This is a genomic window from Collinsella sp. CLA-JM-H32B (assembly GCF_040098065.1).
Taxonomy (GTDB): domain Bacteria; phylum Actinomycetota; class Coriobacteriia; order Coriobacteriales; family Coriobacteriaceae; genus Collinsella.
This window is the reverse complement of record NZ_JBBNNA010000005.1, coordinates 78248-94304: the sequence shown is the minus strand read 5'-3', so window position 1 is coordinate 94304 and position 16057 is coordinate 78248. Positions and strand designations below refer to the sequence as shown.

The window sequence follows — 16057 nt, the reverse complement described above, 5'->3', positions numbered from 1 at the left end:
CCGCCGGCCTTTTTTAAAGGAGCGTTGAAGCGTGAAAACGGGTATTTCGATTTATCTTTCTAGCCCTCTGCAGGATATTGAACGGACGATTGAGCGTGGCGCCGCGGCGGGTGCGCGCTACGCGTTCACCTCGCTGCATATTCCCGAGGATGGGGGAGCGGCGTATGCCGATAAGGTCCGTCACGTGCTGTCGCTGCTTTCCGCCCGCGGCATTGCGCTCATTGCCGATGTGGGGCCGCGCACGTGCGATTTGCTCGGGCTTGAGCGTATCGAAGATCTGCGCGATCTGGGGCTGGAATACCTTCGTTTGGACTATGGCTTTAGCGCCCAGCGGGTCGCGGAGCTGTCCGGTGAATTTCGCATTGTGGTCAATGCATCGACGGTGAGTTCTGATGAAATCGCATCGTGGCGAGAAGCCGGTGCCGATGTGACTCGTTTTGCCGCCTGCCACAATTTTTATCCCAAGCCTTATACCGGTTTAGCTCTGGAGGACATTGCTCGGACGAATCTTCGTCTTGCGGCGCTTGGCTTCGAAATCATGGCTTTTGTGCCAGGTGACGCCAACGTTCGCGGGCCGGTATTCGAAGGACTGCCGACGGTTGAGGCGCAGCGCGGTCGCGCGTCGAAGGTTGCCCTCAACATGCTTGAGCTCGCACACGGCGCCGATTGCGACATCGTTTTGGTTGGCGACCCCGATCTTTCCGATGCGGGTTGGGCGCAGTTTGCTCAAGTTTCTGCCGGATACGTGGATTTGCAATGCGAGCTTGAGTCCGGCTATGCCTATGTACGTGGGCAGATTCATCACGACCGGCCCGATTCGAGCGCCCTCATCTTTAGGTCTCAGGAGTCGCGCACGACGCTTAAGCCGGATTCCGTGCCGACGGATACCGGTGCCGGCCTGCCGCGAAAGGCGGGGTCGATCGCTGTGAGCAATAGCGGCTATGGGCGCTACGAAGGCGAGCTTGAGATTGCGCGGGTCGATCTTCCCGGTGACGAGCGCATGAACGTTGCGGGCCATATCACGCCCGAGGCAATGGAGCTGCTGCCGTTCATCAAACGCGGATTCGGGGTACGGTTCGTTTAGCGTGTGACCCGTGGGCTACAATTGCCTCATCATGTGAAGGCGCCTCGTATGGTGTGTACCTGCGTTGGCCGATCTACATTCGGAGGATTCCCATGACCGTATTGTTTGTTGAATATCCCAAGTGCTCGACCTGTAAAAAGGCCAAGGCATGGCTGGACGAACATGGGGTTGAGTATATCGACCGCGATATCGTTACGGACAATCCCACGGCCGATGAACTTGCGACCTGGATTGCTCGTTCGGGGCTGCCGGTGCGACGCTTCTTTAACTCGTCGGGCATGAAATATCGAGAGCTGGGCCTGAAGGCGCGCCTGGATGCGGGTATGACGGACCAGGAATGCTGCGAGCTGCTGGCGACCGACGGCATGCTTGTTAAGCGTCCGCTACTGGTGGGCGACGACTTTGCGATCCCCGGCTTTAAGGAAGCGGCTTGGACCGAGGCGTTGCTGTAGCGGCTGCGGAAAGTGCGTCCCGTTTTGAGCGCTGATTCTGGGATGTGCTTTCCGGTTGAGCGCTCTATCGGAAATGACATCCCGTTTCGAGCGCTGATTCCGGGACACGGTTTCCGATTGAGGGCTCGACGGGAATGTAGGGACCAGTTTGAGCTTGAAATCTGGGACGCGCTTTCCGCCGGCGGGCCTGTCCCAGTCAGTCCTCCAGCTGCGCCCATTCGTGTGGGTCGTAGATCTTTGCGTGCTTGTCGGGCGTGTCGCTCCAGTACTCTTCGTCCATAAAGGGCAGGTATGCCTGAATGCCGGGGCAGATAAACGGAATCCGTTGCCGCTGCAGGCGCTCGCGCTGCCGCCGCTCCAGGTTCGTCTCGGATATGACGGTCGGCATGCCGGATAGCTCGACGAGACTTGCCTGGATGCGCTTGAGGTCGGGGAGCGCCGCATGCCATGACGTCCGCATGATCAAAAATGAGGCGCGGCGGTAGTTTGCCTGCATCACCGTGATGGCGGGGCGCAGTGTGGGGTGGATTTTGTCCCGCTCGGGCCAAAGGTCAGCAGTGATCTCGAGGCCCAGGGTCTCCCATAGGTAATCAAGCTCTTCGTCCATAGCGCCTCGATATCTACGTGGTCATTGATACTTCGATTGTGTTGCCTGGTGCTATCGTTTTCGCGGTAGAATCTGCCAACGGTTGACGGCTACCGCTCGCGGCGTTTTGCCCTTCGTGTACGGCGGTCGACTTCACAGGTCCTTCACGGGTTGGACGAAATTAGGCCAATTTGACCGAATTTCAAAAAAGTCAAAATTGGGGCTTGCGTCATGGCGGGACTTCCCGTATATTTCTTTCTTGCGCAAAGGCACAGCCGAGCGCAGCGATGCAGTCATTGGGATGTCGTCTAATGGCAGGACAGCGGATTCTGGTTCCGTCAATGGGGGTTCGACTCCCTCCATCCCAGCCATTGCATTTGCTACATATGGCCCGTTCGTCTAGCGGTTTAGGACGCCGCCCTCTCAAGGCGGAGATCACCAGTTCGAATCTGGTACGGGCTACCCACAAATGAACGCCCGGGCCTCGCAAGAGACCCGGGTTTTGTGTATTGACCGTATATACGGCGCCTGCCGTGTTTCGCTCAGATCGAGGAGTAGCCATGGATCTGCCCATCAGCTTGCAAGACATCACGTATGCCGAGAACTATCTGGCGCAGGGCGACCTGGCTACGGCGACACCGCTGCTGGAGCGCCTGGTGGAGCTCGCCGAGGAGTATATCGACGCCGAGTGCAAGACGGAGGAGAAGCGCCAATACTTTAGCTTCGATAGCAAGTTTGAGCGCTTGGCCTATCGCCGCGTGGAGAAGGATCCGCGCGAGCTCGTGCAGGTCGAGGTGCCGTTTGACCGCCTGTACTCTGACATGGCGTTTGCCTACATTCGCCAGCAGGATTATGTGAGCGCTCGTAATGCCTTGATGCAGGCCGTGCGTTGGGACCCCATGAACTGCAACTATCGCTTGGACTTGGCCGAGCTGTTCCGCGCACTCGAGGACAAACAGGAATGGGCATCGCTCTCGTTCTCGGTGCTGGAGCGTGCAAGCGATGGCAAGTGCGCCGCCCGCGCCTATGCCAACTTGGGCCAGTACTTCTTGGAGCCTGAGACCGAGAACGTCTCGGCGGCCGTGGGTTGCGCGCGTCTGGCACTGCGCTTAGCGCCCAACGATGCGCACACGACACGCCTGCTCAACAAGATCCATACCACCTATCCGGATGCCGCCGATGAGAGCGACGACCACGTGATGGGTGAACTGGCCCTGCAAGGCGTGCCGACCTCGCCTTCGGCCGAGATTGCCATCTGCCTGATTATGTGCGCGACAGATGCTGCAAGCGACGGCGACAAGCAGGAGGCTACGCGCCTGACGGTGCGTGCTCGCGACTTGGTGGGCGAGGAGGCCTGCGCGGCGATTATCAAACTGGTGCGCGAGAGCGATGCCGAGCTCAATGCTGAGCGCAAGGCAAAGCGCGACGCTGCGGGCTCAAATGCCGATGGAGCCAAGGGGGCCGGCGATGCCCAGTAAGCGCGAGCGCAAGCTCATCTCCAAGAATCGCTCGGCACACCATGAGTATTTTATCGATGAGACCTTTGAGTGCGGCATTGAGCTGAGTGGCACCGAGGTCAAGTCGATTCGCGAGCGCGCGTGCCAGATCACCGACACCTTTGCACTGATTCGTGGTGGCGAGTGCTGGCTCGTGGGCCTGCATATTCACCCTTATAGCCATGGTGGCGTGTGGAACCGCGACCCTGATCGCCGCCGTCGTCTGCTGCTGCACCGCAAGGAGATTGACTTTCTCGACGGTAAACTACGTAATCGCGGCTATGCCCTGGTGCCGCTGGAGCTGTACTTTAATACCGACGGCCGCGTAAAGCTGCTGCTGGGCCTAGGCCGCGGCAAGAAGCTTTACGACAAGCGCGAGGATATGGCCAAGCGCGATGTCCAGCGCGAGATTGACCGCGCGCTTAAGGAGCGTAATCGCTAGGCGCTCTGTACAAGTTGCGGTGGAATACGGACTGTTTTGCCTGTTTGAGGGGCTATTTAGTCCCTATTTCACCGCAACTGCGGGCGTCTCATCTTGCTTACTGTTCTGACACATATGTCTCAAAGGCGGCGTCCGGTATGGGCGCCGCCTTTTTTGTGGGTACATACATCCATAAGGTACCAACCCGGGTTAGGGGAGTGATCGTTATGGACAAAACTGCGTTCTTTACCATGCCGAGTGGTCTGTACGTGGTGAGCGCTGCGGCAGACGGGCTGCGCGCCGGCTGCGTCATCAATACGGCGGTGCAGGTGACGTCCATGCCGCCGCGCATTTCGGTTGCCGTGAACAAGGACAACGTCACCTCGGGCGTCATCGCATCGGCCAAAGCGTTCGCGCTGACCGTGATCGATCAGACTGCCGACATGCTCTACATCGGTAACTTTGGGTTCCGCACCAGCAGCGATTATGACAAGTTTGCCAAATACGAGACCCGCGAGACGGCTCTGGGTATGCCTTATGTGCCCGAGCACGCGGCGGCTCTGTTTAGCTGCCGTTTGATCGACACTGTGGATGTGGGTACGCATCTACTGTTTATCGGCGAGGTCGAGGACGCCGAGCGCCTGAGCGACGAGACGCCGCTGACGTACGACTACTATCACAAGGTTCTGAAGGGCAAGACGCCTCCGAAGGCGTCTTCGTATCAAGGCTAGAAATGTTTTAAAAACACTTGCATTATATTATTGAGAACATATACTAATAAGCGAAGTACATCACCAGTCGCGTTCGAGAGGAGAACATCATGGCTGAGGAGAAAAAGACGTATAAGTTCGTGTGCATCGTTTGCGGTTACGAGGTTGAGGTCGACACGCCCGAGCTGCCCGAGGACTACGTGTGCCCGGTGTGCGGCGTCGGTCCCGATCAGTTTGAGCTCGTCGAGGAGTAGCTCGCAGGCACACGGCGAAAGCCGAACATAGCTCTGTCCAAGGGCCCCGGTCGGTCATCCCGGCCGGGGCCCTTTTCCTCCGTCCCCAAGGGATCACGGCTGCTGTTAGCCGATCCTGTCTGTTGTGAGTCCGGCCGACCATTTGTCTCAATCTGTAACATCTAGCGGCTCAAAACGGGTCTTCCTGTTACAGAACGAGACAAACCAAAACCATCATTCTCAAAATCTCAATCTGTAACATGTGGCGGCTCAAAACGGGTCTATCTGTTACAGATTGAGACAAAAGGTTGGAGCTGAAGAAATGTCTCGATCTGTAACATCTAGAAGCGGAAATTGGGTCCACTTGTTACAGATTGAGACAAACTAAAACCGTCCGGCAGAAGATCTCAATCTGTAACATCTGGCAGTGAAAACGGGGTCTACTTGTTACAGATTGAGACAAACGGAGCTGTTCCTCGGAATGATCTCGATCTGTAACATCTAGACATCAAAAGCGGGTCTAGATGTTACAGATCGAGACGTTTGCCTGGGTGGGTGTTCCGTCCCATTACATCCCTGTCAACAACACGACATCGAGAATCGTCACGATGGCACCGATCCCTACGAGCAGCGCGTTGAGCGGGCGCGAGTTGGCGTATTTGCCCATGACGCGGGGCGAACTGGTGAGTCGTATGAGCACAAAGACCGTAATCGGCAGCTGAAGCGACAGCAGCGCCTGACTCCAGATGAGGCCTTCAAAAGGATTCGGGACGATCAAACACGCCGCCACTGCACCGACGAAACAGGCTGCCACCCCGATCGAGGAATGTCGGTCGTGGATGTCGTATTCCTCGTCGAACATGCCCGCGGTGATGGTGCCCGCCGCCATGCCCGCCGTCACACTACTCGATATGCCCGCAAACAGCAGCGCCACCGCAAAGATGGTCGAGCTCGCCGGGCCTAAGATGGGGGAGAGCGTGGCCGCTGCGACGGCGAGGTCGTCTACGACAATGCCGTGCGCAAAGAAGGTCGTTGCGGCCAGGATGACCATGGCCGAGTTGATTGCCCAGCCCACGCCCATCGAAAAGAGCGTGTCGAAGAGCTCGTAATGCAGACGCTCTTCGATAACTTGCTCGCCTTGGCCTTCGAAGTGCATGGATTGGATGACCTCGGAGTGCAGGAAGAGGTTGTGGGGCATAACGACCGCGCCTAGGACACTTACGATAATTGCGGCCGAGCCGGTGGGCATACCGGGCGTGATCCAGCTTGCGGCGGCCTGCGGCCAGTCGACCTTGACCAGCGCAAGCTCGGCCAAAAACGAGAGCCCTACCACGCCTACGAAGGCGATGATCCAGCGTTCGGCACGCTTGTAGGAGCTCGTCATGAGCATCGTCATCGATGCTGCCGCCACGATGACGCAGCCCGCGCGCACGGGCAGTCCAAAGAGCATTTGAAGGGCAATCGCACCACCCAGGACTTCGGCCATGGCGGTGGCGATCGTGGCTAGATATGCGCTGCCGAGTATCGCACGCCCGACGAGGCGGGGGAGGTAACGTGTCGTGGCCTCGGCAAGACAGGCGCCCGTGGCGATGCCCAGGTGCGCCGCGTTGTGCTGCAACGCGATGAGCATAATCGTGGACAGCGTGACGATCCACAGCAGCGCGTAGCCAAATTGAGAGCCCGCGGCCATATTTGAGGCCCAATTGCCCGGATCGATAAAGCCGACGGTCACGAGCAGCCCGGGGCCGATATGCCGCGCAATGTCTAGGCCTCCGTGACCACCGGTGCGTCGGGAGCCAAAATGATGTTTGAGATGGTTGAGCATGGTGCGCTCCTGCGTGCCGTTTGTTTAACGCCGCAAAGGATACCCGTTTTAGGCTAAAAAGTTAACCACGACTAACAAAATTGTTGTATTTGAATAGGATGGTGAAAGGGGATTGCCGAAATGTCTTGATCTGTAACAAGTAGGGATGGAAATTGGGCCTAGGTGTTACAGATCGAGACATTCGGAACCGTCTCTCAAAAACATCTCAATCTGTAACATCTAGGCGCCAAAATTGGGTCTTCCTGTTACAGATTGAGATGTTTGAAGCGGTGAGCTTACGGGCCGAACCTGGGGCCCTTGTTGTCGCCCTTGAGGTCGGCGGTGTCCACTCGTAGGGTGCGCGTTACGCGATTGTTTCGAAACGGGTGGGAAACACAACGGGCCGGCGATGCTCCTAGTATGCCTATTCAATTGACTGTCTAATATCTAGGGGAGGATCGCGATGCAGGCAGATTCCGCTCAGCAGCAGGGCCTTTATCGCCCCGAATTCGACCACGATGCATGTGGCATCGGCGCGCTCGCCGATATCAACGGTGAGCGCCATCACCAGATTCTGGACGATGCACTGTCCATTCTGGTCAACTTGGAGCACCGCGGCGGCACGGGACTCGAGAAGAACACCGGCGACGGCGCCGGCATCCTGTTCCAGGTTCCGCATCACTTTTTCCGTAAAGAGGCTCAAAAGTGCGGCCAGATTCTGCCGGCAGAGGGCGACTACGGTGTGGCCATGCTGTTCTTCCCGCAGGACGACAAGGGCGTAGAGGCTGCCCGTCGCGTGTTTGAGGAGGGCTGCGCCGAGGCCGGCGTGCCGCTGCTCTTTTGGCGCGAGGTGCCGGTCGACCCGCACGACCTGGGCGAGACGGCCCGCGCCTGCATGCCTACTATCTTGCAGGCCTTCCTGGGCCGTCCCGACGACACGCCGGCGGGTGATGCCTTTGAACGCCGCCTGTACGTGTGCCGCCGCACCATCGAGAAGAAGGCCGACGCCGAGTTTGCCCTGCGCGACAAGATCTTCTATGTGTGCTCCATGAGCTCGCGCACCATCGTTTACAAGGGCATGCTTGTGGCCACGCAGATGCGCCGCTTCTTCATCGATCTCAACGACGCCACCGTCAAGACGGCCGTAGCGCTCGTTCACTCGCGCTACTCCACCAACACCACGCCCAGCTGGGAGCGCGCGCACCCCAACCGCTTTATCATCCACAACGGCGAGATCAACACCCTCAAGGGCAATGTCAACTGGATCCGCGCCCGCGAGCCCAACCTGTACAGCCCCGTGCTGCAGCACGATCTTGAGCGCGTGATGCCCATCATCAACCGCGAGGGTTCCGACTCCGCGATTCTGGACAATGTGCTTGAGTTTTTGGTCATGAACGGTCGTCCGCTTACGCGTGCCGCGTCCATGTTACTGCCCGAGCCGTGGGACCACAACGACAGCCTGAGCGAGGAGCGCCGCGCCTACGACGCTTACCAGTCCATGCTCATGGAGCCGTGGGATGGCCCGGCGGCCATCGCCTTTACCGACGGTCGCACGCTGGGTGCCGCCCTCGACCGTAACGGCCTGCGCCCCGCCCGCTACTATGTGACGCGCGACGGTCGCTTTATGCTGGCGAGCGAGGTGGGCACCATCGAGGTGAGCCCCGAGAACATCCTGACGAGCGGCTGTCTGGGGCCGGGCCAGATGCTCGAGGTCGACTTTGCCCGCGGCCGCGTCATCTACAACGACGAGCTGCGCGCCCGTTACGCCAAGGAAAAGCCCTACCGTGATTGGATTGCCGAGGAGACGCTGACCGTCGACGCGCTCGATAGGCCTGCCACGGCGACGCCGGCCGAGGACGCCGAGGTGCCCGCCGCCGTGCGTATGGCTAAGCTCGGGTATCACTGGGATGATGTTGACGAGGTCGTGCGTCCCATGGCCCAGCAGGGCAAGGCGCCACTCGCCTCGATGGGCATCGATGCGCCGCTGGCCTGCCTGTCCAAGAAGACGCGCTCCTTCTACGACTATTTCTATCAGCTGTTCGCCCAGGTCACGAATCCGCCGATCGATGCCCTGCGCGAGCACATGGTCACCTCGACCACGCTCTATCTGGGCAACCACGGCAACCTGCTCGAGGACTCCCGTACGGCCTGCCAGCTGGTTCGCTTGGAGCGCCCATTGCTCAACGAGGAGGAGTTTGACCGCATCTGCGCCATCGACCGCGTGGGCTTTAAGACCCGCCGTTTCCGTGCCGTGTACCGCCGTGATGCCGGCGAGGGCGCACTGCAGGCTGCGCTCAAGCAGCTTGCAGAGGACGTTGAGGCTGCGGTCCGCGACGGCGTGAACATCGTGGTGCTGAGCGATCGCGCCGCTGCGGGCGAGGTGCCCGTGCCGTCGCTGCTCGCCGTGGGCTGCGTGCACAACCATCTGATCCGCGCCGGCGTGCGTACCTTTGCCGACATCGTGGTAGAGTGCGGCGACGCCGTGTCCCCGCACGACTTTGCGGCACTGGTGGGCTACTCTGCGAGCGGCATCTATCCGTACAACGCACATGCGTGCATCCGCGATCTGGCGGCACGCGGCGACCTGGACGTGACGGCCGAGCAGGGCATCGCCAACTACAATAAGGCTGCGACCGCCGGCATCGTCTCCATCATGTCCAAGATGGGCATCTCCACGGTGCAGAGCTACCATTCGGCGCAGATCTTCGAGGCCGTGGGCTTTACGCCGGAGTTCGTCAACGCGTACTTCGCCGGCACGGTGAGCCGTGTGGGCGGTATGGGTGTCGAGGACGTTGAGCGCGAGCAAAACGAGCGCTACGACGCCGCGCTCGCTATCCTTAAGAGCCCGGCTCCCGATCAGCTGCCCACGCTGGGTCTGACCAAGTGGCGCCCGCTCGGCGGCGAGGATCACCTCATCGATCCGCAAACTGTCTACCTGCTGCAGACCGCCTGCCGTGAGGACAGCTACGACACCTTTAAGGAGTACAGCGCCCGCCTGCACCGCACCGGCCGTGCCGTGCGCCTGCGCGACCTGCTGGACTTTGATGCCAGCGGCCGCACTCCGGTGGCACTCGACGAGGTCGAGTCCGCACTCAACATCGTCCGCCGCTTTAACACCGGCGCCATGTCATATGGCTCCATCAGCAAAGAGGCACACGAGTGCATGGCCATCGCCATGAACCGCCTGCACGGCCGTTCCAACTCCGGCGAGGGCGGCGAGGATCCGCGTCGCGAGACCCCGCTGGCTAACGGAGACTCCAAGAACTCCGCCATCAAGCAGGTAGCAAGTGCGCGCTTTGGCGTGACGAGCCGCTATCTGTGCAGCGCCTTCGAGATTCAGATCAAGATGGCCCAGGGCGCCAAGCCCGGCGAGGGTGGCCACCTGCCCGGCAAGAAGGTCTACCCCTGGATCGCCGAGGTCCGTCAGTCTACGCCCGGCATCGGCCTGATCTCGCCTCCGCCGCACCACGACATCTATTCTATCGAGGACCTGGCAGAGCTGATCTTTGACCTTAAGAACGCCAACCCCGGCGCGCGCGTGTCGGTCAAGCTGGTCAGCGAGGCTGGCGTCGGCACCATCGCCACCGGTGTGGCCAAGGGTGCTGCCGACAAGATCTTGATCAGCGGCCACAATGGCGGCTCGGGTGCCGCTGCGCGCGACTCTATCTGGCATGCGGGTCTGCCGTTGGAGCTTGGCCTCGCCGAGGCTCAGCAGACGCTGCTGCAAAACGGCCTGCGCTCGCGCGTGGTGCTCGAAGCCGACGGCAAGCTCATGGACGGCACCGACGTCGCCGTCGCCTGTCTGCTGGGTGCCGAGGAGTTTGGCTTTGCGACCATGCCGCTCATCTCCATGGGTTGCCTCATGCAGCGCGACTGCCAGCAGGACACCTGCCCGGCCGGCATCGCTACGCAAAACTGCCGCCTGCGTCACGGCTTCCGCGGTAAGCCCGAGCACGTTGAGCACTTTATGCTCTTTGTGGCCGAGCAGCTGCGCGAGATCATGGCGAGCCTGGGCTTCCGCACCGTCGACGAGATGGTCGGCCATCCCGAGTGCTTGCGCCAGATCGAGGTCCCGGGCAACCGCAAGGCAAACCTGCTCGATCTGTCGCCCGTGCTGGCGAGCGCGACCTGCGAGTTCGGTGCCCATATTCCGGGCGCCGACGGTCGCCACTTCCTGCCGCAGATGGCCGCGGACAGCGAGCTCGACAAGACGCTCGACTCCACGTTGTTTGTGCCCTATACGGCCGACGCCCGTGCGCATCTGCGTCCAATTCGCTTCCGCGCCGATATCGCCAACGTCAACCGCTGTGTGGGCACCATCTTGGGCAACGCGGTGACCAAGGCGCATCCCGAGGGCCTGCCCGCCGGCTCCATTACCATCGATTGCGATGGTTCGGCCGGTCAGAGCTTTGGCGCCTTCCTGCCGCGCGGCATTACGCTCAACGTGTGCGGCGACGCTAACGACTACTTTGGCAAGGGCCTTTCGGGCGGCGAGGTGTCGGTGCGCCCCAACCCGCATGCGACCTACAAGTTCGACGAGAACATCATCGTGGGCAACGTTGCGTTCTTTGGTGCTACGAGCGGCCGCGGCTTCATTAACGGTCTTGCCGGCCAGCGTTTTGCCGTACGCAACTCCGGTGCCACCGTGGTGGTCGAGGGCTGCGGCAACCATGGCTGCGAGTACATGACGGGCGGTCTGGCACTCATCCTGGGCGAGGTCGGGCAGAATTTTGCCGCCGGCATGACAGGCGGCGTGGCCTACGTCTTTGACCAGTACGGCACGCTCGATGCCCGCGTAAACCACGAGAGCGTGGAGCTCAAGGCCCCGACGGCCGGCGAGCTGGCGCAGATTCGCGAGCTCATTCAGGAGCACGTGGACGCGACGCAGAGCCCGCGCGGCATCAAGCTGCTCTACAGCTTTGAGACGATGAGCAAGCACTTTGTGAAGGTCATTCCGACCGAGTACGAGCGCGTGCTGGCGATTGTCGCCGCAGGCGAGGCTGCCGGCAAGACGCATGCGCAGGCCGAGGAGTTGGCGTTTGGCATTGTGACCGGTCGCGCGAGCGCCGCGGATGTCGCTCGCTTTGATGTTGCGGGTGGCGCCGGTGTTGGCGCTGTGACCGCCGCTGCCAGCTCTGTTGCTTCGACCAAGAAGGAGGCGTAAGTGCCATGGGTAAGCCCGGTGCTTTTCTTGATATCGATCGCGTGACCCACGAGCTTCGCCCCGTGGAGGAGCGCAGCCATGATTTCGATCCGCTGTACGTGGAGCTCGATGACGACGCACGTCGCGCCCAGGCGAGCCGCTGCATGATGTGCGGCGTGGCGTTTTGCCAGATGGGCGCGAGCTTTGGCAAGGCACGCCCGAGCGGCTGCCCGCTGCACAGCCTGATTCCCGAGTGGAATGAGCTGGTGTACCGCGGCCGCTGGGACGAGGCTGCCGAGCGTCTGTCGCTTACCTCGCCCATGCCCGAGTTCACGAGTCGCGTGTGCCCGGCGCTGTGCGAGGCCGCGTGCAACCTGGGCTCGGTCGAGGGCCAACCCACGACGATTCATGACAACGAGCGTGCGATCAGCGACCATGAGTGGGCAGATGGCGGTCCGCGTCGCTTTGAGCCGGCAGGGGAGGGCGCACCCACGGTTGCCGTGGTGGGCTCCGGCCCTGCCGGTCTGGTGGCAGCATGGGAGCTTGCGCGTCGTGGCGCCCGTGTGACGGTGTTTGAGCGTGACGACCGCCCGGGCGGCCTGCTCATGTACGGCATTCCCAACATGAAGCTCGAGAAGTCCGTGGTCGAGCGTCGCGTGGCGCTCATGCGCGAGCTGGGCATTGTGTTTGAGCTTGGTGCCGATGTGAACGATCCCAAGGTTGCCGCCAAGCTCGATGGCTTTGACGCCGTCGTGGTGGCTGCCGGCGCCCGTGCTCCGCGTGGGCTTTCGGCTGCGAACATTGATGCCCCGGGCGTGGTGTACGCGGTGGACTACCTGACGGCTTCGACCATCTCGGTGCTCGATGGTGGCGAGCCCGCGGTGAACGCGCACGGTTTGGACGTCGTGGTCATTGGCGGTGGCGATACCGGCAACGACTGCGTGGGTACCGCGGTGCGCCAGGGTGCGCGCAGCGTGCGCCAGTTTGAGTTCTTGCCGGCCGCGCCCGATAAGCGCGCGGCGAGCAACCCCTGGCCGCAGTGGCCCAACGTTAAGAAGACCGACTACGGTCAGCAGGAGGCCATTGCCGCCATGGGTGGCGAGATGCGCGCCTGGGGCGTGGATACCCTCGAGGTGCTGCTGGACAAGAAGGGTGCGGCCGCGAGCCTGCGCGTGGTCGATCTGGACTGGTCGGCCGGCAAGCCGGAGCGCATTGCGGGCTCCGAGCACGAGGTGCCGGCGCAGCTGGTGCTCATCGCCTGCGGCTTTACGGGTCCGGAGCACAGTGTGTTCGATGCGGTGAGCGTGCCTGTTGCCACCTCTGGTCGTCCGCTGCCGGTGATGGCTGCCGAGGGCTCGCACCTCGCGGCTCGCACGGAGGGTGTCGCCGCGGATGCCGCGCCGGTGTATGTGGCCGGCGACGCCCGCAACGGCAGCTCGCTCGTTGTGAACGCCATGGCCGATGCCCTGACCTGCGCAGCCGAAGTCGCCGAGGCGCTGGAGCTGTAAGGTAGTCATTTAAGAACGTCCCCAACGACTAGTCATTTTTTGTCTAGTCGTTGGGGACACTCTTTGCGGGGCGCCTGTTCGTTTGTCGACGTACAAGTGTTCATTCGTCGACGTTTGCGCCTGTGCTACTCTGCTCTTTCTGTGGTGGCTGCGGGCATCTGGCTCAAAAGGGCGGGTTGGCTGTCTATGTCTACCTGCGGTTTCTTTGCGGTGCGCTCATTCGGTCAAGTGTCCCGTCAAGTGTTTGGTTAGCATCTGGTTTGCAGTCGAAGGCCTATTTTGCCCGCGCTTGCCTCGGTTGCCCACCCTCCTCGTAAGCTCAAATTGAGGTCCATCAGTTTGAGGAGGATGCCATGACTGACCAAGTTTTTGACCGAGCACAGCTGGCTGAAGCCGTCGGCAACGATATTGCCGACATGGCTCACTTTTGGATGCTGCGGAAGTTTCAATTCCTGGAGCCGGCGCGCGAGCAGTTCGAGATTGTCGTCGATCCGTGGCTCAGCTATTGCGAGGAACCTTCTCAAAACGAAATCATGGCCTACAACATGGCGTTTACCGATTGGCTGTTGTTTGAGCGCCCCTATTACCGCGGCAAGACGCTGTTGGAGCTGTTTGTGGACGAGCCGCCAGCGTCAATTTCTCCTGTTTCGCTCGGACGACTTAAGCAGGTGCGCGACACGCAGTATTTCTCGCGCTTTGGCATTTTGGACAAGGATCCCGCGACTGGCATGGTCGTGCTGAAGGACACGCGCACCGACCGTCGCTTTGACGTCTACGACCCACATATCGTGCAAAAGGAGCACTGGAACGATGGCGCGATTGCGGTGCGACTCGCGTGCGTCGACGATGTATGGCTGACGGCGGGACAGCTCTACCTGTATGACATCGCGCGCCTGAGCGACACGGCGGTTGACGGGCCGGGCGCGGTGCATCCCGAGGACCTAGAGGACGGTTTCGACACCTCGTGCGTCAGCTTCTTTTTACGCCTGGTCCGCGACATCATGGGCGCCCAGGGGCGGTACGTGAAGTCGCTCAACATCTACGAGCAGGAATGGGAGTAGGGGATGGGCAGTCGCGCCGCCGCCTGTCTATTCGCCTCGATCTGTAACGTTTAGGGACAAAAAACCGGTCTACCTGTTACAGATCGAGACGTTTGGCACCTGGCTGGGGGAATGTCCCAATCTGTAACATCTACAGGTCAAAACTCGACCCAACTGTTACAGATCAAGACGTTTGTCGACAGCGGCAACGGTGACAATGGCCCATTTGTCCGATGTGATGGTGATGGAAGTGTCTAATACCGTTTTCAAACACAAGCATGCAACGCGTAACACCTTGGCGCGGAATAGGATGCTTGCTAGGCTCGCGAAGGCGGCTGAACAAGGCGTGCTGCTTGTGATGCACGACAATGCCGAGCTCATGTGGCTGCGGCGTCATGTGGGAACCGATGATATTGCGGAGCCCGAGCCGTATTTGTTCTGTTTTCAACATGATTGGGATGCGTTGACGCCGGCGGAGCGAGCGCTGCGGACCATTAAAGGGCTTGCGGAGTTTCATCCCGATTGGGCGTTTTGGGGTTATGACGCGGCGCTTTTGTGGGGTCTGGAGGTGCCGAATGATCTGCTCGGGCCACGATATCTTGTTAAGACAGGTTGCTCGGTGCCGCTGAGTGCAGGATGCCGGCTGTTACGTCCGCGGGTGGCGTGTGCGCTTGAACAAGTCGACGGCGTGCGGGTGACGCCGTTTTGGCGCACGGTAGAGGATTGCCTGCTGCGCGCGCCGTTTTCGTATGGCTTGGCGATTGCCGATTCTGCGTTGCGAGCAAAGGGCGTATCGCGCGATGACTTTTGTGAGCGGCTTCGTATGGATTGTGAAGGCAAGCGTGGGTATCGCAGAGCGCAGGTGATTGCGTCGTATGCGGACGGGCTGTCCGAAAACGGCGGCGAGTCTCGTTTTCGGGCGTTCTTTATTGCATACGGGTTTCTGGTGCCAGAGTTGCAGGTGGAGTTTCGTGATCCGCTCAATCCGAATCAGGTATTTCGAGTCGACTATTTCTGGAGACTCGAGGACGGGGCGTGCGTGATTGGCGAGCTCGATGGAAAGGGAAAGTATACCCTGCAGGATGGTGGGGATCGGGAGTCGGTCGACCCATTCGTGGCAGAACGTCAGCGAGAGTCCCATCTGACGATGCTCGGACATAAGGTGCTTCGGTTTACGTTTGATGAGCTCAAGAACCCGGGGAAGCTGGCTGAAAAGATGAGACTGGCGGGCATTCCACAGCGGGCCGATTTGGCTGAGGAATGGAGACGCCAGTGGTATGGGCGCTGAGGGGTGCAACCGACGCGGATGTGGTTGTTCCTGCCGAGTTTGTCTCGATCTGTAACAACAAGGGGCCGTTTGGCCTCGTAGCTGTTACAGATCAAGACAGAAGGTTGGCTGTCGCTAAAAGATCTCAATCTGTAACATCTAGAGGCCGAAAACCTGTCTACTTGTTACAGGCCTAGACGTTTGACGACGGGGCTGGAGAATATCTCAATCTGTAACATCTAACGGCCAAAAATCGGTCTAACTGTTACAGATTGAGACAAAGGTTGGACGCGGTGCCGAAAGATCTCGATCT

12 protein-coding genes and 2 tRNA genes are annotated in these 16057 nt (G+C 60.3%); 12 read left to right on the top strand and 2 right to left on the bottom strand.

Annotation, left to right across the window (positions count from 1 at the left end; all coding sequences use genetic code 11):
* The first annotated feature begins 31 nt into the window (after positions 1–31).
* Both AAA138_RS04825 and AAA138_RS04820 read left to right on the top strand, forming a co-directional pair.
* A complete protein-coding gene (locus AAA138_RS04825; protein ID WP_349089760.1) occupies positions 32–1084 on the top strand; it encodes a MupG family TIM beta-alpha barrel fold protein in 1053 nt (350 codons plus the stop codon).
* A gap of 92 nt (positions 1085–1176) precedes the next feature.
* Positions 1177–1536 (top strand): arsenate reductase family protein, encoded by a 360-nt coding sequence (locus AAA138_RS04820; protein WP_347479471.1) that lies wholly within the window; start codon positions 1177–1179, stop codon positions 1534–1536.
* 196 nt (positions 1537–1732) lie between these two features.
* On the opposite strand, the gene AAA138_RS04815 is transcribed toward AAA138_RS04820, so the two are convergent.
* The gene (locus AAA138_RS04815; protein ID WP_349089758.1) at positions 1733–2143 is read right to left on the bottom strand and encodes a hypothetical protein; all 411 of its coding nucleotides are present in this window, start codon (positions 2141–2143) and stop codon (positions 1733–1735) included.
* 276 nt (positions 2144–2419) lie between these two features.
* On the opposite strand from AAA138_RS04815, the gene AAA138_RS04810 reads away from it, so the two are divergent.
* From AAA138_RS04810 to AAA138_RS04785, 6 genes are all read left to right on the top strand, one after another.
* Positions 2420–2493, top strand: a tRNA-Gln gene (locus tag AAA138_RS04810).
* A 17-nt stretch (positions 2494–2510) separates the two neighbouring features.
* A tRNA-Glu gene (locus tag AAA138_RS04805) sits at positions 2511–2584 on the top strand.
* 98 nt (positions 2585–2682) lie between these two features.
* Complete coding sequence (locus AAA138_RS04800) at positions 2683–3600, top strand: hypothetical protein (RefSeq protein WP_349089757.1); 918 nt, start codon at positions 2683–2685, stop codon at positions 3598–3600.
* On the top strand, positions 3590–4060 hold the full coding sequence (smpB, locus tag AAA138_RS04795; RefSeq protein WP_006235325.1) for an SsrA-binding protein SmpB: 471 nt from the start codon (positions 3590–3592) through the stop codon (positions 4058–4060). Before AAA138_RS04800 ends, smpB begins: the two co-directional genes overlap by 11 nt.
* Before the next feature lie 206 nt (positions 4061–4266).
* Positions 4267–4770 carry a flavin reductase family protein gene (locus AAA138_RS04790; protein ID WP_117746556.1) on the top strand — a complete coding sequence of 168 codons (504 nt, stop codon included), beginning with the start codon at positions 4267–4269 and terminating at the stop codon, positions 4768–4770.
* Positions 4771–4859: 89 nt separating this feature from the next.
* Positions 4860–5003 carry a rubredoxin-like domain-containing protein gene (locus tag AAA138_RS04785; protein ID WP_117638060.1) on the top strand — a complete coding sequence of 48 codons (144 nt, stop codon included), beginning with the start codon at positions 4860–4862 and terminating at the stop codon, positions 5001–5003.
* A 547-nt stretch (positions 5004–5550) separates the two neighbouring features.
* Here the strand turns inward: AAA138_RS04785 and AAA138_RS04780 are convergent.
* Positions 5551–6807, bottom strand: a complete 1257-nt coding sequence (locus AAA138_RS04780; protein WP_349089756.1) for an Nramp family divalent metal transporter — start codon at positions 6805–6807, stop codon at positions 5551–5553.
* Between the two features lie 442 nt (positions 6808–7249).
* Here AAA138_RS04780 and gltB point away from each other — a divergent pair, with 442 nt between their 5' ends.
* The 4 genes from gltB to AAA138_RS04760 all read left to right on the top strand — a co-directional run bounded on the left by gltB (position 7250) and on the right by AAA138_RS04760 (position 15765).
* Positions 7250–11950: a glutamate synthase large subunit gene (gene gltB / locus AAA138_RS04775; RefSeq protein ID WP_349089755.1), complete on the top strand. Its 4701-nt coding sequence runs from the start codon at positions 7250–7252 to the stop codon at positions 11948–11950.
* 5 nt (positions 11951–11955) lie between these two features.
* Entirely contained in the window at positions 11956–13437 is a 1482-nt protein-coding gene (locus AAA138_RS04770) for a glutamate synthase subunit beta (protein ID WP_349089754.1), read from the top strand.
* 353 nt (positions 13438–13790) lie between these two features.
* Entirely contained in the window at positions 13791–14498 is a 708-nt protein-coding gene (locus AAA138_RS04765; RefSeq protein WP_349089753.1) for a hypothetical protein, read from the top strand.
* 205 nt (positions 14499–14703) lie between these two features.
* Positions 14704–15765, top strand: a complete 1062-nt coding sequence (locus tag AAA138_RS04760; RefSeq protein WP_349089752.1) for a hypothetical protein — start codon at positions 14704–14706, stop codon at positions 15763–15765.
* The last annotated feature ends 292 nt before the right edge of the window (positions 15766–16057 follow it).